The following is an 18,269-nucleotide window of genomic DNA, read 5'->3' as shown; positions in this document are numbered from 1 at the left end:
AACCAGCATGGCGATTGCAGCGACAAACGATCCGAACAGCCCGACCACGCCGAAAGAAAGGCCGTAGCAGGTCTTGTCTTCTTCCATCTGATGCAAGCCTCAATGCCTGGGCGCGAAGGTCGCCACTCTGCGCGCTTCAAGCATCATGGGCCGGATCTACCAGGGCATAACGTCAGCTACGAGGTTGCGCAGGATCTCTCGTCCCCCGAGCAGCGCTTGCACCAGTTCGACATCACCGTTGGGGCAAGTCATGTTGCCGTCGGCGTCGAAGAATTCCGCCTTGAACTCGGGCCGAACTTCCGCGATCCAGGAACTGACCGGCAGCGCGACCTCGACGTGCTCGGCGTCTTTCCAGCCGCGTGCGTCGGCCTTCCCGCGCACGATGGTCGTGTGATCATCAATGATGAAGTATCTTGCGTGGACGTTCCGGCCGACTTCGATAAAGCCGTGATTGTAGGTCGAACTCAGTACACCGTCGATCCGCGCGTCCCGGACAATCCTGATGTCGGCGCTGCTCGCGACCAGGTTCTTGCAACGCAGGTCGCGACCGACGGCAAGGAAGCAGGCCGGCGTATCCATCTCCCAATTGAAGATGGTGCCGTTAACGATTAGATCCTTCTCGGCCCAGATGCCCGCCACGCCATTCCAAAAAATCGCATCAAGGTCGAGGTCACCCTCAATGGTGGCGTCCTCGGCATAGTGACGGACAATGCGGCCGTCGTCGTCATAGTCGTGGAACGAAAAATGGTTTTCCAGTCCCAACCGGTCAACCACATCCGCGATTGCAATCGTCTCGAACGGCGAATTTGGCAAGTTTGCTCTCCCTTTGGCAACGAAACCTCCGGGATGAGTGACGGTTGAGGTTTGTATGGTTCAAAAGTGAGCCACTGTCCGGGTGCTCGTCGACGACTTGGGGATCAGAACCCACCGCTCTACTGGGTTTCGTAGCCTCGGGAGACGCCGTCAGGGGACAGGCAGGACGGCGCCCATCTGGACTCACGCAAGGCTAGTCCACGCCACCAACCGAGCAGAAACGGCCCCAGCCTCGGGGTTAGGACGCTGAGGCCGTTTCCATATGTCCGGTATCCTCCAGACGGAACGTTCAACGCCGCTCATTGCCACTTGTTCCCGAATGCTGGAACTTAGGTTCTCGCTGTTGTGTGCAGGGCAACAGCGTGCGCGCGGATGATGAATCCGGAGAAAATGACGTCGCCGCGCCGCGGCGGAAGTCCCCCGGCAGTGATCATCCTTTAAGAAAAAGGGGGCCCAGGATGGGCCCCCTCACTTTCGAGCTTAGTTGTAATCCGAATATTTGAACTGCGGCATCGCCTTGAGCTGCTCCTTGGTGCCGCTCATCACGGCATGATCGGGTACCCAATCATTGGCGCCGGCCGTGCGCGCAGGGGCCGGGGCTGTGGCCGCGCCGGTAGTGCTATCACGCGTCGTCGCCGGAGCGGTTGAGGCGGTCCGGGCAGGCTCTTCCATGAACTTCAACTTGTCCATGGAAACGGCGATGTCGTGCTCGCCCATTCCCAGGAAGCCGCCGACGCCGATAACGACAGCACTAACCTTGCCGTTTTTGTCCAGGATGATTTCGTTGACATCACCCAACTTTTCATTGGCTTCATTGTAGACGTCGAGGCCCATGAGCTTCGATGCGCGCCAGTTTCCCTTGAGCATCATCTTGGTGTTGGAAGTTGCCGGGCTGGTGGTCGCGGCCGGGGCAGCGCGATCAGCGGGCTGGGCGGTCTGGGCATAGGCCGGGGTGCTGATTACGGCAACACTCAAAAGAGCGGCAGTGACGAGAGTCTTCATTTCATCCTCCAGGGTTTAAACAGTTCTCGGAGAACAGAACAGAAGATCAAATGTTCCAGCGGGCCAGAGCAAGCCGACAGCCCGCCGCACACGACGTGGCGGAGCGGTCGCCGCGCAGCCGCTTGATCACTGGACCGGGAACACGTGGCAATTGGGAAAGTTAGTCCCTGTGGTCGGCAGGTTTTTTCTTTGCTCGGCGTTTTTGTTTTGTGGCGGCTCATTCAAAATCAGTGGCCGCGGAACGATTGGTACTCGCACTCGTTTGCGTTCGTTATCAACCGATGGAATGGCAGCACCCGGCGTGCGGCTTTCGTCTGATCCGAATGCCAGGAACTTATCCTCACTTCCTCGCTTTTCCCTGCACGGTATCGTTCAGGCCTTTGACCTGTTGGCCGCAGGACGTCGGCGATGGAGAGCACTTTAGTCAGGCGCGACCAGTTCAATATCACTCCGCAAGGCATCGTCCATAAGCCGACCGACGCAGCCTTCACGCCATATCCGGGCGATCCCTTTTCGGGAATCGAACGCTCAGGTCAACTCGCAAACCAACATCCGAATGGAAGTGGCTTCAGGGCTGAGGACGTCAGGCGGATGATGCGCGAGCTTTGGGCTGAATACGTCACGAGCAATCCGCAACTGTTTAACTTATGAGACGTCCGCTGGCCGGGCGGGATCGAGGTCGTCAAGGGCGGCGAGCTGACGACAACGCGGGTCGCTGCCGCAGCGACGCCTCAAAAAAGAACGGCCTCAGCGCACGGGGGAAGTGCGCTGAAGCCGTTTAGGGGTCCTATGTCCGTGTCCAACAGACGCGGGATAACGCCAAACATTGCCACTTGTTCCCGAACATGGCCGGAAAAATTTGCAGCATCCCGGTGAGCCGAAGCAGCACTTTCAGCCGCTCGAGCCATTCCTGTAAAGTTTCGCGCCCGGCACAAAAAATAAGACTGGCTAGCCTGACCGGCGAAGTCGCCCAAGACGATCGCCTACGCCCCATCTGGCAATCGAAGCGCGCGACGAAGGCGGCCCCGCGATGCGGGCCAGGTTGGTTTTCGAGATCAAGCGCCTACGGTAAGGTTCCGCTCAATCGGTGGCCGTGACCGCAGTGTGCAGCTCTTCCCGCGCGAAACTTGAGCCTGCCGGAGATCTCATCCGGCGGTTTTTTTCGTTGGCGGCTTCCGACGACGTGCAATTGCCGGCTCAGTGTCGATGCGGCTCAAAGGCCTGCCCGAGCCGCTCCACTTCGAGGCTGGCGCAAAACAGCGCGAACAGACATCCCGCCAAAATCACGCCGCGCCTGGGACGGCGAGCAGAATGTCGATGCCGCGATCAAGCTCGGGGAGGTGCCTGAAGACGGCGATGCCGAACAGCGCGCTGCCGAAGATGAAACCGAGCTTACCCAGAAACAGGAAGACGTGATTGAGAATCAGGTTCGGACGCCGAAACGGAATCGGAACCCAGCGCACACGGCACCAGAACGCGATTTGCATCACGCATAGAAGGCTGAAGGAGATGAGATCGGACCAGCCGTCACGCGGCAGCTGCTCGCCGGGATTGATTGCGACCTGCCTGAACTCAGGCAGTGCCTGCCAGATGAAAGTAATCGTCCCCAATATCTGGATGGCAAGCAGCAGCAGATAGAGGGCGGATTTGCGAGGCTCGTCGTTCGCGTTCATCCGGGCGATGATATCCGTTCAACCAGTGCCGGTCTAAGACGGGCGCATGATCGTTTTTTACGGATGCAAGTTGTCGAAACAAGAGCAAGGCGGCGAGGGGGAGAACGTTCGAACCAGCCTGCCGTTGCTGTTTCGCAGCTATGGGGCGGCACCCGCCTTCGCTTGGGCTTCACCGCGGCACGCCGCGCCGAAGCGTAAGCGAAGGCGGGTGGCCTGCCACCCGAAGCCCGTCAGGGCGAAGGGTGGCGGAGCCGGAGGGATTCGAACCCTCGATAGGGCTTTACAACCCTATAACGGTTTAGCAAACCGCCGCCTTCAGCCTCTCGGCCACAGCTCCGTAAGGGCGGATATGCCCGACGCGGGGGCGGGCCGCAAGCGGCAGATTCAGGTTACGCCGGGGCCATTTAGCGGCGCTGCCGCCTCCCGGCGCCGCTGGTGCGCCAATTCGCATCTGGCGGCGCCGGTTTGAGAGGCTTCCTTGCGGGCTTCGGAAGCCCCCGTGCGGCCAGGCGGTCAGGCGGCGTCCGTCTAATAAAGCCGGCTTTGGGATCATTTCGCGCGCGTGCTGGCTTTGAGATGCGGGATTCGTTGCGACACGCTGTCAGCGATTCGGCGCCACCCACCGCGGATTCGGATGAGGCGGGTTGCCCGCAACGGCAAAGGCGTGTTTCGGCCGCCAGAAATAGAGACTTTTACAATCCTGGGGGGCGATTCCGCCGAGCTGTTCGTGGCCGCACCCGTTCCGGTAAAGCGACACCCGCGGCCCATGAGCCTTTATATGGCTGCGATAGATATATGGCGGCGAACGGGCATTACGGCGATCGTCCTCGGCGATCCTCATTTCACCAAGAGTGTGACGGTCTGACGGGGATTCGGTGATTTCGGACGCTCGATTCGACGCTGCAACATGCCCGAGGAGGGAAAACCGCCCGCTGGCCGGCCGCCAGCAACAATTCGGGAGGCAAATGGAACTTTTAAAAAATGTCTATTTGAAACAATTAGTTACGGAGAAAGCCCGATCACGTCCGCGTGTTATTTGTGCAACACCCTTTGGAAAAGGCGCTGAGTCATGCGTCTGGAAGCGGTTCCTTTGTTGCGTGTGCAGAAGTCCTCGGTAATTGTGATCACGCGACGGAGGGGGGCATCCCGAGGTCGTCCCGTTAGGTGGTTCGCTTAAGTCCCTCGCGTTAAGCGGGAGTGGTCCGAAGGCGCGAAGCGACTAAGCGGGTTTCATGGGATTAAGGGAACCAACCTTAGGGTGTTTGCACCCGGCGGATCCGGAACCTTCCCTACAGAGCAACTTGGAGGTTATCATGAAGATGGTTAAGAGCCTTATTCTCGGCTCAGCGGCGGGTCTCCTCGCCATGAGTGGAGCACAGGCTGCCGATCTTCCCGTCAAGGCCAAAGCGGTCGAGTACGTGAGGATCTGCTCCCTGTACGGTGCTGGTTTCTACTACATCCCCGGCACGGACACCTGCATCAAGCTGGGCGGTTATCTGCGCGTTGAAACCGTGCTTAACAGCAACTCGGTTTTCGGCGGCGCCTATCAGACCCAGGCCGGCGCTCGTAATCGCCTGTCGAACTACTACACCGCTCGTTCCCGTCAGGACCTGAACATCGATACGCGCACCGCGACCGAATACGGCGTCGTCCGCACCTACTTCGATGCGACGTTCTCCTGGACCTCGGGCTCCTACGCCGGTAACGGCCTCGGCGGCACGTTCTACTCTGGTGCTGCCCAAGCCGGTGGCTTCGGTGGTGTTGGCAACCCGTCTGACGGCGGTCTCTCGGGCGGTTCGCTCGGCGTCTACCATGCGTTCATCCAGTTCGCTGGGTTCACGATGGGTAAGACGATCTCCCAGTTCGACGCTCCCTGGACCAACTACCCGGGCAACAACTTCGACGGTCTCGTCGGCGGCAGCGGCATGGTCACTGGTGTGAACCAGTTCACCTACACCGCTCAGTTCGGCAACGGCATTTCGGGCACCGTGTCGCTCCAGGATCAGACCCAGTACTCTCAGGGCAATCTGATCAACACGAGTGCAGGCCTCGTCGCTCCCGCTGCTTTCGCCGGTGGCGGCTACGGCGCCAGCGATATTGGCGGCTCAAGGGTTCCCGACATCATCGGCGTGCTCAAGGCCGACCAGGCTTGGGGTATGGTCCAGTTGTCGGCTGTGGGGCATAACATTCATGCTGGTTACTACGGTGGCACTGAACCCACCGGCCATCCCAGCGACACGTGGGGCTGGGCTGTCCAGGGTGCCTTGCAGATCAAGAACATCCCGACCGGCGCTGGTGACACGATCAACATCCAGGCGGTCTACACCGACGGTGCAACCCGCTATAACTTCGACAACCTTGCTCCGCAGGGCTTCGCGATGTACGGCGGCACCGGCGTGCCGGGCGCCTACCAGAGCGTTGGCCTCGCTGCGGTAGCAGACGGGATCTTCGGTTTGGGAACTGGCATTTCCAAGGTTCAGACCTGGGGTATGCGCGGTGCCTTCAACCACAACTGGGATCCCTACTGGAGCTCGGCGCTCTACGGAGCTTACGCCCAGCTGAAGTATGGTAACGGCGGAGCTGCTCTGCTCTGCGGCCCCGGCGGCGCTCTCACAGGCCTCGTAGGCGCTGCGGGTATCACCACCTGTAACCCGGACTTCAACGTCGCCCAGATCGGTGTCATCACCCGCTGGACGCCTGTGAAGGGCCTGACCTTCTCGGCGGATGTTATCTATACCCATCTCGACCAGAAGTTTGTTGGCTTGATTGCTCCCGCAGCCCAGGCTGGTATCGCGAAGCCGGCAGCTGTGTACGAGCTGAAGGATCAGAACACCGTCAGCATGCTGATCCGCGCTCAGCGCAACTGGTAATCCAGTTCGTCTGATCAAGGTCTAAGCGAGCCCCCGGCGGGAAACTGCCGGGGGCTTTGCTTTGTGTGGCTGCGTTCACTGACTTCGTTCTTTGCACGCGGGTCACCCGCTTCTCAGTCACAGGAACGAGGATCTCTCGGCAGAGAAAGGCCGAATGCGAGCTCCCGAGGGGAACCTGGGTGCGATCCGAGTTCTGGCCGGCATGGCTCCGAGGGTTGGCCTGACTCCATTTCCGGCGCTATAGTGATGTGGCGCAACGAAGCCGCCTACATCGATATTGAGATGAATAATAACGATAATAATACGCTCCACCTCAAATTCCGCTGCCCTCCAGAGCTTGAAGGCCATCTGCCCTCGCCGGTGCCAGCGACCCAAGGCGTTCCCGACTGGCTCAAAACGATGCCGGCCACAGCCTTCAGTTCAATCAACATTCGCGAGGAGGAGACGGTAAAGCGGTGCCCACCGTTCATCGATGCGATGACCCACGGTTTCTTGATACCGCTGGTCTGCGACTTAAGGGTCGCGGACGGAGAAATTACATGGGACAACGAAATCCCACCGGGTGGAGCACTCGATTTTCCCCGTTCGCCCATCGGGTTTCACGATGAAGGTCAGGTCACCGGTACGCCACTGTTTGAAGCCGACCGCTTCGTTATCAAATTCCACAATCTGTGGACCATCGAAGCCCCGGAAGGATACGGCGTGTTCTTCACGCATCCCGTCAATCGCTTTGATCTGCCTTTCACCACCCTAAGCGGACTGGTCGATTGCGACCGCTATCACGATACCTGGGTGCACTTTCCGGCGTATTGGCATAACCGCGACTTCGAGGGTGTCATCCCAAAAGGCACGCCGATCGCGCAGTGCATCCCCGTCAAACGAGAAAACTGGATCGCGCAAATTTCCTCCTTCACGGAAGAAGAGACGCAGCGGGTGAGCGCATTGCAAAAAAAGATAGGACGAGAGCCCGGATTGTACAGGCGGAATTTCAGGACGTAGCTACTCAGGCCGGTTCTGGCCCAGAAATTTCGCCACCGCACTCGGCCGGAAAAAGAAGCGGCCATGCGAGGAAGCGGAAAGCGCGTAGGCAGCACGGCCGAGCATCTGAGGCCGTCCGCGTATTGCGGCACGCAGGGCGGTCTCGCCACCATCGCGCTCCCCCATTTCCAGCAGGCACGCGGCAAGGTTGGCGCGCGCCAACGGATCCTGGGGGCGCAGGCCGAGCGCGTGGCGGAAGGCGTCGGCAGCTGCCGCGTAGTCGCCGTCAAGGAGCAGTGCCCGTCCGAGTTCTGTCAGGATGTCCGGGCGTCCCGGCGCTGCATCGCGAGCGACAATCAGGATGTCGCGAGCCGCTGCGCGGTCATTGTTCTCAAGCAGCAGGCGCCCCAGATCGACTTTCAAGCCGATGCTGTCAGGAGCCAACGCAAGGGCATCCTCGATGGTCCTGATCGCTTCGTTGAGTTGTCCGGCTTTCGAAAGCTGGCCCGCGAGTTCCTGAAATGCAGGCAAATACGGCGGGCGCCGCGCAGCGGTACGCCGCAATTGTTCGATCCCATCCGCCGGGCGCCGTGAACCGCACAATACGGCGCCAAGCACGGTTTCGATTTCCGCGTCGCTGTTACGGCGCATCACCCTTTCGAGTGGCCCGATCGCCTCAACGTGACGGTTTTGCGCCATCAAGGCATGCGCCAGAACGAGCACCGCGCTCCTGTCGGTGCGGTTCGATTTCAGGATGTCGGTTGCAAGCAGCTTGGCCCGATCGAATTGCTGCATCTGCAGCGCCAACGAGGCTTGGTGAAGCGTCTGATCACGGGAATTGTTCTGCTTACTGGTCACGACGGCGACTTTAAACCGCCTTCCGCCGAGCGTCGAACAACAGTCTCGTGAGGGCCACAGATCCAAGGGAACCCTGACAATCCCCGGGGCCTGTGTGCGACGGCGCTTTACTCGACGCTGGAGCCGCGCCGCAAATCGGCTTCGATCTGAAGCCTGGTCCCGCCGCCGAACCGCGCGCGGTAGACCTGCAGGTTCTCCATGATCCGCTGCACGTAGTTTCGCGTTTCCGAGAACGGGATCTGTTCGACCCAGTCGACCGCATCGACCTTGGGATCGCGCGGATCGCCGTAGCGCTCGATCCATTTTTTGACGCTGCCGCGGCCGGCATTGTAGGCCGCGAAGGTCAGGATGTAGGAGCCGCGATAGTCCTCGAGCAGCCCGCCGAGTTCGGCGGCGCCCATCGCGGCGTTGTAGACCGGATCGGTCTTCATCCGGTTGAGGTCGAAGCTGACGCCGGCCCGTTTGGCGACATAGCGTCCGGCATCCGGGGTCACCTGCATCAGTCCGTACGCCTGCGCCGGGGAGACCACGGCCTGGTTGAAGGCGCTTTCCTGCCGGCAGATGGCGTAGACGATGCTCTGCTCGACCTCGGGCCCGATCGACTTGAACGGCGGGATGCCGTTGACGGGATAGGCGTAGTGATCGAACGGCAGGCCGCGATTGAGGGCGGCCTTGCCGAGCAGCAGCATGCCGCGGGCGTCGGTGTAGCGCGCGGTCAGTTCGCCGAGCCCGGCCAGCGCGTCGGGATCGCCATTCTCGCCCATGTCGCCGAAAATCGGGATTGCGATCTCGCGCTCCTGGAGTTCATAGAGCAATTGCACCGCGCGCACGATCTCGAGCCGGTCCGCACCGCGCCCGCGGGGAACGCCGTTCAGTTCGATCTGCGGCAATCCAAGTTTCGCGCGCGCCAGCTGGCCGTAATAGCTGGTCGACTGTTCGGCGGCCCTTGTATAGGCGGCGCGGGCCTCCTGGGCGCGGCCGGCAGCTTCCGCCGCGCGGCCTTGCCAATAGCCGGCGCGGGCCAGCGCGGTCGGGTTCACGCTGCCGACGCCGATCCGCGCGAAATGCTGGGCGGCTACCGCAGGGTCTTTGAGGAAGCGCAGCGCGATCCAGCCGGCGGTGAATTCCTGCTCGGTCTTGTAGATGTCGCGCGAGGGCAGGGCGGCATCCCGCGCAATCAGGTAAGCGTTGCGATGTTCGCCGACGTCCATCATCTTGCGCGCCAAGAGCCGCCGCTCGATCCACCATTCGTTGAGATTGTGCAGGCGGCCCGGATCCTTCGGCGCGCTCAGCATCAGCTGGGCGGCCTCATTGAATTTCTCATCGCGGCGCAGCAGCTGGATCCTGCTGAACAGATAGCCGGGATCGCCGTGCAGCTCGCGCGGCACCGCATCGAGCAGCGCCCTGCTGTTGGAGGCCTTCTTGTTGGCGGCGATGCGCGCCTTGGCCAGTGCCAGATGGCCCGAACCCAGCCGCTTCGCGGCGCGCAGCCCGGCGGCTTCCTGTTCGGTGCCGTAGAGCATCAAGTCCATCCGCGCCTTGTGATCGCCGGCCGTCAGCAGGGCGCCGAACAGATCGAGTGCGGCGGTTTCGGTGTCCTCCGACATGCCGTCGTGCCGCCAGGCATCGCGGACCAGGCGTTCGGCGTTGGTGCGATCGCCGCGCCCGATCATCACCCGCGCCAGCGCGAACTTGCCCTTGGCCGAGATCGGCGATTCGTTTTCGAACCACGACCAGACCGTGGCGTCGTCGCGGCGGTCGTCCCACAGCGCGGCCTCGATGCGCCGGCGCAGGAAGGTCTGCGAGGGCCAGCTTGGATTGGCCGAAACGAAAGCGCGATAGCGCTCGACCGAAGCGCCATTGTCGTCGCTGCGCAGGATCACCCATTCCGCAAGCTTGCGGGCGACCGGATCGGATATCGCGGCCTGCACCTGCGTCGCATCCGCCGGCTTGCGCTTTCGAACGAGCTCGATGACGTTCTCCAGCGCATCCTTGTCGGACTGCGGGGTCGACGACGTCGCGGCAACCGCGGCAGCGGTCACGTGCTTACGCGCCGCGGGCACGGCGGCGTGCTGGCGCGTCGCAGGCGCCAGCACCGGTGCTGGAATTGGCGCGGCGGGAGCTGTCGTTGCGGGCGCAGAATGCTGCGTCGGGATCGCAGCCGTCGGGCTTGCAGGTGTGGCGCTTGCAGGAGTGGTCTTGGGGACCACGTTGCGGGCGATCGGCCGCGGCTTCGGCAATGGAACTTTCGGCTGGGCCGAGGCCTCCACCGACATTGCGGATAGCCCGACCGCCAGCACCAGACCTGTCGCCAGTGCGGTCGATCGCAATGCGGCTGCGCGGGCGGAGCGGGTCACAAATTTCCTCTGCGGCGGCGAATCACTCAATCGCTCAAGCCTTAGGTCTATTTGATTGAATATGTGGACAAAATGCTAAAAACGTCGCGGCCCGGGGTGTTTGCGCCAACACCACGGCAAAATCGCGGCTGCGGCGTTTTCGAGCCTCCCGGATTCGATCCGGGAACGCTTGCACCTTGCGGCCGGAAAACGCGTCAAAAACAAAGGCCTGTGGTCATATCCTTCGGCCCTTTCGCCAGATCGCCAGACCCGATATGAATTGGCTGGTCATTTTTTAGCAGTGCCGTCACGAGCGCGTTGGGAGGAAATCCATGGCAGCCAAGACAAAATTCCAGGGATCCTTCACCGCCTTGGTCACGCCATTCAAGAACGGTTCGCTCGACGAGGCGGCGTTCCGCGGTCTCGTCAGCTGGCAAATCGAGCAGGGTTCGCACGGTCTCGTTCCCGTCGGTACCACCGGCGAAAGCCCGACGCTGAGCCATGCTGAGCATCACCGGGTGGTCGAGATCTGCATCGAGGAGGCAAAGGGGCGCGTGCCTGTCATCGCCGGCGCGGGCTCGAACTCCACGCGCGAGGCCGTCGATCTGGCTGTCCACGCCGAGAAGGCCGGCGCCGATGCCGTGCTGGTGGTAACGCCGTATTACAACAAGCCGACCCAGGAAGGGATGTATCAGCACTTCAAGGCGGTGAATGACGCGATCGGCATCCCGATCATCATCTACAACATTCCGCCGCGCTCCGTCGTCGACATGTCCGTCGAGACCATGACCCGGTTGTTCGAGTTGAAGAACATCGCCGGCGTCAAGGACGCCACCGCCAATCTCGCGCGGGTGTCGCAACAGCGCCATGCGATGGGACCGGATTTTATCCAGCTGTCCGGTGAGGACATGACGGCGCTGGCCTACATGGCGGCGGGCGGACATGGTTGCATTTCGGTGGTCGCCAACGTGGCGCCGAAACTGTGCGCCGAGCTGATGACGGCCGTCCTGAAGGGCGATTTCGCCACCGGACTGAAGCTTCAAGACCGGTTGACGCCGCTGCATGACGCCGTCTTCAAGGAGCCGGGCCTCGCGGGAGCCAAGCATGGCCTCAAGCTGTTGGGACGGCTGGAAGAAGAAGTGCGCCTGCCGCTGATGAATGTGACGCCGCCAACCGGCAAGGTGATCCGCGACGCCATGGTCCATGCCGGCCTGATCAACTGAAGCCGGCCTCTCACTTCGCCTGATGCACGAAAGAAACCGACCATGCTGAAGGAATTCCGCGAATTTGCCATGAAGGGCAACGTCGTTGACCTCGCCGTCGGCGTCATCATCGGTGCGGCCTTCGGCGCCATCGTGACCTCGCTGGTCGGCGACGTCATCATGCCGATCATCGGTGCGATCACCGGCGGTCTCGACTTCTCCAATTACTTCACCGGATTGTCGAGCAAGGTGACCGCGACCAATCTGGCCGATGCCAAGAAGCAGGGCGCCGTACTGGCCTGGGGCAGCTTCCTGACGCTGACGCTGAATTTCGTCATCATCGCATTCGTGCTGTTCATCGTCATTCGCGCCATGAACACGCTGAAGCGCAAGGATGAAGCCGCGCCGGCGGCACCGCCGAAGCCGACGCGCCAGGAAGAGTTGCTGACCGAGATCCGCGATCTCCTCAAGAAGAGCTAACGTGGCCGAGAAGAACGAGCGCCCCATCAAGGTCGTCGCCGAGAACCGCAAGGCCCGGTTCAACTATGCGATCGAGGACACCATCGAGACCGGCATCGCGCTGACCGGCACCGAGGTGAAATCAATTCGCAACGGCAAGACCACCATTGCGGAGTCCTATGCGGACACCAAGGACGGCGAGATCTGGCTGATCAACGCCAATATCCCCGAATATCTGCAGGCCAACCGCTTCAACCACGAGCCCAAGCGGCCGCGCAAACTGCTGCTGCACCGCAAACAAATCAACAAGCTGATGGGCGCGGTCGATCGCGACGGCATGACGCTGATTCCGCTAAAACTCTATTTCAACGAGCGCGGCCGCGCCAAGCTGCTGCTGGCGGTGGCCAAGGGCAAGAAGCTGCACGACAAGCGCGAGAGCGAGAAGAAACGCGACTGGGGCCGGGAAAAGGGCCGCCTGCTGCGGGCGCGGGGGTAGGGCTACCCAATGTCTTTCCGTCATTGCGAGCGAAGCGAAGCAATCCATCGTGCGGCAAAGGAAGATGGATTGCTTCGTCGCTTCGCTCCTCGTGCGCAAACGCTTCGCGTTTGTCGCAGGCAACGACGCCCGATGGAGAATTGCGCAAAATGAATCAAAAAAATCTGCTCGAAGTCGACTGGAGCAAGATCCCGGCGCCGTCGGATGATGGCGCAGCCGCCCATCTGGTAGGCTTGGCGATCCCGCCGCTCAGCCTGATGGCGACCGACGACATGTCGGTCACGCTGTCGGCGCTGCCGGGCCGGGTCGTCGTATTCGCCTATCCCCGCACCGGCGAGCCCGGCAAGATCAGCCTGGTCGATGATTGGGACATGATCCCGGGCGCGCGCGGCTGCACGCCGCAGACCTGCTCGTTCCGCGATCTGTTCGCCGATCTGAAGGCCGCCGGCGCCAGGCACGTCTTCGGCCTGTCGACGCAAAGCAACATCTACCAAACCGAAATGGCGTCGCGGCTGCATCTGCCGTTCCCGGTGCTGTCGGATGAGAAGCTGGCGCTGACCCGCGCCTTGAAATTGCCGACCATGGAGGTGGCGGGGCTGACGCTGATCAAGCGGCTGGCGCTGATCATCGATGGCGGGCGCATCAGCCACGTGTTCTATCCGGTGTTTCCGCCGGACCGGAATGCCGGCGACGTTCTGGCGTGGCTGAAGGCGAACCGGGTTTGATCTTGTAGGGTGGGCAAAGCGCAAGCGTGCCCACCATCTTGCTCGTCGAAAGCATGGTGGGCACGGCGCAAGCGCGCCTTTGCCCACCCTACGGATCAGGCGTCTAAATCGGCGCGCACTTTCGCAAACACATTGCGAAACATTTCCGGCGTCAGCACCCGCGTGTTGGTGTTGTAGCGGGAGCAGTGATAGCTGTCGTAAAGCTTGATCGGGCCGGCACTATGCATGGCGCCGTGCGCAAAGGACGCCGCGGCGCTGCGCAGGCCAAGCGCTTTCAGCGTCGATTCGTGGGCGATCCTGCCGAGCGCCACGATCGCGCGAAGTCTGGGCATGCCGGCGATGGTCGTGATCAGGAATTGCCGGCAGGTGTTGATCTCGACCGGCAGCGGCTTGTTCTGCGGCGGCACGCAACGCACCGCGTTGCTGATCCGGCAGTCGGCCAGCCGCAACCCGTCGTCGGGCCGTGCCTGATAGCTGCCTTTGGCAAAGCCATATTCCAGCAAGGTTGCGTAGAGCAGGTCGCCCGCGTAGTCGCCGGTGAAGGGGCGTCCGGTGCGATTGGCGCCCTGCAGGCCCGGTGCCAGCCCCACGATCAATAGCCGGGCCTTCGGATCGCCGAACGAGGCCACCGGTGCATTGTGCCAGCCCGGCTCGCGCAGGCGCGCCTGCCCGCGAAATTCGGCGAGCCGCGGGCAGAGCGGGCAGTTGCGGTCGGGTTCGGTTGCGGGAAGGGCGGCGACGCTAGCCATCTACGACCATAGCGTTTTCGAGCGCAGCGGATACCGGTTGGTGTCAGGAAAACGCGTCACGACAAAAGCCAAAGCCCGGTTCTGATTCCAGAACCGGGCTCTAGCAGTGCAGCGGATCATTCTCAATCTTCGAAATCGTCGTCGCCGGCGGCCCGCGGCGCCATGGTGGTGGCGCGCTGCAGGAATTGCGGTGCGTGATGACGCGGCTCGCGCGGAGCCGGGCGCTCGGAGGGATCGCGGCCGAGCTTCGATTGCAGCTCGACCAGATCGGTGAAGACGTCGGCCTGGCGGCGCAATTCGTCGGCGATCATCGGCGGCTGGCTCGAAATCGTCGACACTACCGTGACGCGAACGCCGCGCCGCTGCACCGCTTCAACCAGGGAGCGAAAATCACCGTCGCCGGAGAACAGCACGATCTGATCGACGTGCTCGGCGAGCTCCATGGCATCGACGGCGAGTTCGATGTCCATATTGCCCTTCACCTTGCGGCGGCCGCTGGCGTCTATGAATTCCTTGGTCGCCTTGGTGACGACGGTGTAGCCGTTATAGTCGAGCCAGTCGATCAAAGGACGGATCGATGAATATTCCTGATCCTCGATAATCGCCGTGTAGTAGAACGCCCGCACCAGCGTACCGCGACTCTGGAATTCCTTGAGAAGGCGCTTGTAGTCGATGTCGAAGCCGAGTGTCTTTGCGGTTGCATAGAGATTGGCGCCATCGATGAAGAGCGCGATCTTGTTGGAAACGGGTGACATCAAAGGGTTCTCGCGTTGTTGTTAACGTTTTTAGCGCAGCGGGAATCGACCGCGCGCACTTTCCAGTTCAGCTGCCTAAAGTTCGGTGAATCTTTCCCCACGACAATCACCACTGCAATTATGGTGAGGCGAGGGCGAAATACCTAGTCTTTTGACGTTGTAAGGAGAGAATACTTGTCCCGAACGGTGTCCCGCCGTCTTCGGACGCTCCGGCCTTCTGGCCCCGGGGATTGGGTTACCAGAGCCCATTAAGAAGGCAAATCACAAATTTAGTCTTGCGAAACGCCATCCGCCCCTATAACTAGCCCCCATAACCAACATATTGGGCCCCATTTAACGGAGCGACAGTCTATGGCGCGCGTCACCGTGGAAGATTGCATTGATAAGGTCGACAACCGGTTCGACCTGGTCCTGCTGGCAGCACATCGCGCCCGTATGATCTCGTCCGGATCACAACTCACAGTTGATCGCGACAACGACAAGAACCCGGTCGTTTCGCTGCGGGAAATCGCCGACTCCTCGATCTCCCCGGAAGATCTGCGCGAGGAACTGGTTCATTCCCTGCAGAAATTCGTCGAAGTCGATGAGCCTGAGCCCGATACCGTGCCTTTGATCGGCTCGGCTGGCGCCAGCGTCGATGCCGACGACACCGAGGTCGCGGTCGAGCGCATGACCGAGGAAGAGCTCCTGAAGGGCCTCGAGGGCCTGGCGCCCCCGGAAGAGCAGCCCGAAGAGGACGAATAGACCCGGCAACGGGAAGTCCCGAACACCCCTGATCTGCCAAAGGCCCGGACATTCGTCCGGGCCTTTGCTTTTGTTGACATTTTTTCGGTTACGATGCGTGCTGGCGGATGGGTGCGAAATCCCCTGAACCGGTTTGGCCGCAGCTTGGCCGGGTTCGGCATTTCCATCGACCCCATGCGAAATTGATCGTTTGCTGACCCCCAACGGGGTGCAGCTTCGCTCGAAATCGCATTAGTGTTCTTGAGGCATTCTTGCAGCGGGCCGAGTTCGGCGCGCGGATGAGGCAGTGATTCGATGGCGTTCTGGCGCCGCATATCCCGGCAAATGCAGGCTGCGACCGATTCGGTCGCGGTGGCGCCGGCCTTGCCCGTGGTGGAGCGGCCCAAATCCCCCCGCTCGCGCATGATGCGGCAATACGATCTGGTCGAGCGTGTCCGCTCGTACAATCCGGACACCGACGAAGACCTGCTCAATCGCGCCTATGTCTACGCCATGAAGGCGCACGGCACCCAGACCCGCGCATCGGGCGATCCCTATTTCTCGCATCCGCTCGAGGTCGCGGCGATCCTCACCGGCCTCAAGCTCGATGATGCCACCATCGTCGCGGCGCTGCTGCACGACACCATCGAGGACACCGAGGCGACGCGCGCCGAGATCGACAACGTGTTCGGCCACGAGATCGGCGCGCTGGTGGAGGGCCTCACCAAACTGAAGCGGCTGGAACTGGTTTCGCGCGAGGCCAAGCAGGCCGAGAACCTGCGCAAGCTGCTGCTGGCGATCGCCGACGACGTCCGCGTGCTGCTGATCAAGCTCGCCGACCGCCTGCACAACATGCGGACCCTGGAATTCGTGCCGCACGCCTCGCGCCGCAGGATCGCCGAGGAGACGCTCGACATCTATGCACCGCTCGCCGGCCGCATGGGCATGCAGGAAATGCGCGAAGAGCTCGAGGACCTGTCGTTCCACACGCTCGATCCCGAAGCCTATGCGGTGGTGATGCAGCGGCTCGACGCACTGGCCGAGCGCAACCGCAATCTGATCGGCGAGATCGAAAGCCAGCTGTCGAAGAATTTGCAGAAGAACGGCATCACCGCGCGGGTCTATGGCCGCCGCAAGCAGCCGTTTTCGATCTGGACCAAGATGGAGCGCAAGTCGGTCGGCTTCGAACAATTGTCCGACATCTACGGTTTCCGCGTCGTGATGGGGGACGTCGAATCCTGCTATCGCGCGCTCGGCGTCGTCCATACCACCTGGCCGGTGGTGCCGGGGCGCTTCAAGGACTACATCTCGACGCCGAAGCAGAACGACTATCGTTCGCTCCACACCACCGTGATCGGTCCCGGCCAGCAGCGCGTCGAGCTGCAGATCCGCACCGAGGAGATGAACCAGATCGCCGAATTCGGCATCGCTGCGCATGCTTTCTACAAGGAGGGGGAGGGCTCGCCGACCGAGCGGCTCAAGCACGAGTCCAACGCCTTTGCCTGGCTGCGCCACACCGTCGGCATTCTGTCCGAAAGCGCCAATCCGGAAGAGTTCCTGGAGCACACCAAGCTCGAACTGTTCCACGACCAGGTGTTCTGCTTCACCCCGAAGGGCAAGCTGATCGCGCTGCCGCGTCAGGCCAACGTGATCGACTTCGCCTATGCCGTGCATACCGACGTCGGCAACAGCGCGGTCGGCTGCAAGATTAACGGCAAATTCGCGCCACTATCGTCGGAATTGCAGAACGGCGACGAGGTCGAGGTTCTGACCTCACAGGCCCAGTCGGCGCCGCCGTCGGCCTGGGAGTCGCTTGCGGTCACCGGCAAGGCGCGGGCGGCGATCCGCCGCGCCACCCGCACCGCCGTGCGCGATCAATATGCCGGACTTGGCCGCCGTATCGTCGACCGCCTGTTTGCCCGCGCCAAGATCGAATACGCCGATGACAAGCTGAAGGGCGCGCTGCCCCGGCTGGCGCGCGCCTCGATCGAAGACGTGATGGCCTCCGTCGGGCGCGGCGAACTGAAGGCGTCCGACGTCGCGCGGGCGATGTATCCGGACTACAAGGAAGAGCGGATGGTGCGCTACGGGGCCAAGAGAAGCCTCGCGGACAAGCTGAAGCTGAAATCGCCGCCGCATCCGGCGCGCAGCGCGTCGGTGATCCCGGTGCGCGGCCTCAATTCCGACCTGCCGGTCAAGTTTGCCCCGAACGGCGGCGCGGTGCCGGGCGACCGCATTGTCGGCATCGTTTCACCGGGTGAGGGGATCACGATCTATCCGATCCAGTCGCCGGCGCTGAAGGATTTCGAGGAAGAGCCGGAGCGCTGGCTCGACGTGCGCTGGGACGTCGACGAGACCATGCCGCAACGTTTTCCGGCGCGGATTCTCGTGCACAACGTCAACGAGCCCGGCAGCCTTGCCCAGGTCGCCACCGTGATCGCCGAGCATGACGGCAATATCGACAATATCAGCATGTCGCGCCGCTCCCCCGATTTCACCGAGCTGACCATCGATCTCGAGGTCTATGACCTGAAGCATCTCAGCGCTATTATCGCCCAGTTGCGCGCCAAGGCCGTCGTCGCACGGGTCGAGCGTGTTAATGGGTAACTTCGCCCGCCAGGATTCCAAGA

At 61.8% G+C, this 18,269-nt stretch carries 16 protein-coding genes and 1 tRNA gene; 9 read left to right on the top strand and 8 right to left on the bottom strand.

Translation table 11 applies throughout. The features are described from left to right. Positions 1 to 156: 156 nt before the first annotated feature. Positions 157 to 813, bottom strand: a complete 657-nt coding sequence (locus JQ567_RS32930) for a hypothetical protein (protein ID WP_212442671.1) — start codon at positions 811 to 813, stop codon at positions 157 to 159. Positions 814 to 1,293: 480 nt separating this feature from the next. Next, entirely contained in the window at positions 1,294 to 1,815 is a 522-nt protein-coding gene (locus JQ567_RS32925; RefSeq protein ID WP_212442670.1) for a PRC-barrel domain-containing protein, read from the bottom strand. 408 nt (positions 1,816 to 2,223) lie between these two features. Between JQ567_RS32925 and JQ567_RS32920 the strand changes: the two genes are divergently transcribed. After that, entirely contained in the window at positions 2,224 to 2,466 is a 243-nt protein-coding gene (locus tag JQ567_RS32920) for a hypothetical protein (RefSeq protein ID WP_212442669.1), read from the top strand. 632 nt (positions 2,467 to 3,098) lie between these two features. Here the strand turns inward: JQ567_RS32920 and JQ567_RS32915 are convergent. Together JQ567_RS32915 and JQ567_RS32910 are read right to left on the bottom strand one after the other, a co-directional pair. After that, complete coding sequence (locus tag JQ567_RS32915) at positions 3,099 to 3,488, bottom strand: hypothetical protein (protein ID WP_249165880.1); 390 nt, start codon at positions 3,486 to 3,488, stop codon at positions 3,099 to 3,101. 243 nt (positions 3,489 to 3,731) lie between these two features. Next, positions 3,732 to 3,825, bottom strand: a tRNA-Ser gene (locus tag JQ567_RS32910). A 976-nt stretch (positions 3,826 to 4,801) separates the two neighbouring features. Between JQ567_RS32910 and JQ567_RS32905 the strand changes: the two genes are divergently transcribed. Next, positions 4,802 to 6,358, top strand: a complete 1,557-nt coding sequence (locus JQ567_RS32905; RefSeq protein ID WP_212442668.1) for a porin — start codon at positions 4,802 to 4,804, stop codon at positions 6,356 to 6,358. A gap of 282 nt (positions 6,359 to 6,640) precedes the next feature. Further along, complete coding sequence (locus JQ567_RS32900; RefSeq protein WP_212442685.1) at positions 6,641 to 7,357, top strand: hypothetical protein; 717 nt, start codon at positions 6,641 to 6,643, stop codon at positions 7,355 to 7,357. On the opposite strand, the gene JQ567_RS32895 is transcribed toward JQ567_RS32900, so the two are convergent. Further along, a complete protein-coding gene (locus JQ567_RS32895; protein WP_283816601.1) occupies positions 7,358 to 8,143 on the bottom strand; it encodes a tetratricopeptide repeat protein in 786 nt (261 codons plus the stop codon). It lies immediately after the preceding gene. A 158-nt stretch (positions 8,144 to 8,301) separates the two neighbouring features. Continuing rightward, a complete protein-coding gene (locus tag JQ567_RS32890; RefSeq protein ID WP_212442667.1) occupies positions 8,302 to 10,551 on the bottom strand; it encodes a lytic transglycosylase domain-containing protein in 2,250 nt (749 codons plus the stop codon). Between the two features lie 311 nt (positions 10,552 to 10,862). Here JQ567_RS32890 and dapA point away from each other — a divergent pair, with 311 nt between their 5' ends. The 4 genes from dapA (at position 10,863) to JQ567_RS32870 (ending at position 13,412) form a co-directional block, all read left to right on the top strand. Beyond that, positions 10,863 to 11,753 (top strand): 4-hydroxy-tetrahydrodipicolinate synthase, encoded by an 891-nt coding sequence (dapA, locus tag JQ567_RS32885; RefSeq protein ID WP_212038330.1) that lies wholly within the window; start codon positions 10,863 to 10,865, stop codon positions 11,751 to 11,753. Positions 11,754 to 11,795: 42 nt separating this feature from the next. Continuing rightward, positions 11,796 to 12,212, top strand: a complete 417-nt coding sequence (gene mscL / locus JQ567_RS32880) for a large conductance mechanosensitive channel protein MscL (RefSeq protein WP_212442666.1) — start codon at positions 11,796 to 11,798, stop codon at positions 12,210 to 12,212. 1 nt (position 12,213) lies between these two features. Beyond that, positions 12,214 to 12,687, top strand: a complete 474-nt coding sequence (smpB, locus tag JQ567_RS32875) for an SsrA-binding protein SmpB (protein ID WP_027537130.1) — start codon at positions 12,214 to 12,216, stop codon at positions 12,685 to 12,687. A gap of 149 nt (positions 12,688 to 12,836) precedes the next feature. After that, entirely contained in the window at positions 12,837 to 13,412 is a 576-nt protein-coding gene (locus JQ567_RS32870; RefSeq protein WP_212442665.1) for a peroxiredoxin, read from the top strand. A gap of 95 nt (positions 13,413 to 13,507) precedes the next feature. Here JQ567_RS32870 and JQ567_RS32865 read toward each other — a convergent pair whose 3' ends face one another. Together JQ567_RS32865 and JQ567_RS32860 are read right to left on the bottom strand one after the other, a co-directional pair. After that, complete coding sequence (locus tag JQ567_RS32865) at positions 13,508 to 14,161, bottom strand: uracil-DNA glycosylase (protein WP_212442664.1); 654 nt, start codon at positions 14,159 to 14,161, stop codon at positions 13,508 to 13,510. A gap of 122 nt (positions 14,162 to 14,283) precedes the next feature. Continuing rightward, positions 14,284 to 14,916, bottom strand: a complete 633-nt coding sequence (locus JQ567_RS32860) for an NYN domain-containing protein (protein WP_192733620.1) — start codon at positions 14,914 to 14,916, stop codon at positions 14,284 to 14,286. 351 nt (positions 14,917 to 15,267) lie between these two features. Between JQ567_RS32860 and rpoZ the strand changes: the two genes are divergently transcribed. Together rpoZ and JQ567_RS32850 are read left to right on the top strand one after the other, a co-directional pair. Then, positions 15,268 to 15,660 carry a DNA-directed RNA polymerase subunit omega gene (gene rpoZ / locus JQ567_RS32855; protein WP_074276225.1) on the top strand — a complete coding sequence of 131 codons (393 nt, stop codon included), beginning with the start codon at positions 15,268 to 15,270 and terminating at the stop codon, positions 15,658 to 15,660. 324 nt (positions 15,661 to 15,984) lie between these two features. Further along, a complete protein-coding gene (locus JQ567_RS32850; protein ID WP_249165879.1) occupies positions 15,985 to 18,246 on the top strand; it encodes a bifunctional (p)ppGpp synthetase/guanosine-3',5'-bis(diphosphate) 3'-pyrophosphohydrolase in 2,262 nt (753 codons plus the stop codon). Positions 18,247 to 18,269 lie beyond the last annotated feature (23 nt).

It is taken from the genome of Bradyrhizobium sp. AUGA SZCCT0431, from assembly GCF_018131065.1.
GTDB lineage: Bacteria > Pseudomonadota > Alphaproteobacteria > Rhizobiales > Xanthobacteraceae > Bradyrhizobium.
This window is presented reverse-complemented; position numbering and strand designations above follow the sequence as displayed.

What these genes read in the sequence shown, in the direction of transcription:
- JQ567_RS32905 (WP_212442668.1), top strand. Translation starts at nt 4,802, where the DNA reads ATGAAGATGGTTAAGAGCCTTATTCTCGGCTCAGCGGCGGGTCTCCTC.
- dapA (WP_212038330.1), top strand. Translation starts at nt 10,863, where the DNA reads ATGGCAGCCAAGACAAAATTCCAGGGATCCTTCACCGCCTTGGTCACG.
- mscL (WP_212442666.1), top strand. Translation starts at nt 11,796, where the DNA reads ATGCTGAAGGAATTCCGCGAATTTGCCATGAAGGGCAACGTCGTTGAC.
- JQ567_RS32860 (WP_192733620.1), bottom strand. Translation starts at nt 14,916, where the DNA reads ATGTCACCCGTTTCCAACAAGATCGCGCTCTTCATCGATGGCGCCAAT.
- JQ567_RS32900 (WP_212442685.1), top strand. Translation starts at nt 6,641, where the DNA reads ATGAATAATAACGATAATAATACGCTCCACCTCAAATTCCGCTGCCCT.
- JQ567_RS32865 (WP_212442664.1), bottom strand. Translation starts at nt 14,161, where the DNA reads ATGGCTAGCGTCGCCGCCCTTCCCGCAACCGAACCCGACCGCAACTGC.
- JQ567_RS32915 (WP_249165880.1), bottom strand. Translation starts at nt 3,488, where the DNA reads ATGAACGCGAACGACGAGCCTCGCAAATCCGCCCTCTATCTGCTGCTG.
- JQ567_RS32870 (WP_212442665.1), top strand. Translation starts at nt 12,837, where the DNA reads ATGAATCAAAAAAATCTGCTCGAAGTCGACTGGAGCAAGATCCCGGCG.
- rpoZ (WP_074276225.1), top strand. Translation starts at nt 15,268, where the DNA reads ATGGCGCGCGTCACCGTGGAAGATTGCATTGATAAGGTCGACAACCGG.
- JQ567_RS32920 (WP_212442669.1), top strand. Translation starts at nt 2,224, where the DNA reads ATGGAGAGCACTTTAGTCAGGCGCGACCAGTTCAATATCACTCCGCAA.
- JQ567_RS32850 (WP_249165879.1), top strand. Translation starts at nt 15,985, where the DNA reads ATGCAGGCTGCGACCGATTCGGTCGCGGTGGCGCCGGCCTTGCCCGTG.
- JQ567_RS32925 (WP_212442670.1), bottom strand. Translation starts at nt 1,815, where the DNA reads ATGAAGACTCTCGTCACTGCCGCTCTTTTGAGTGTTGCCGTAATCAGC.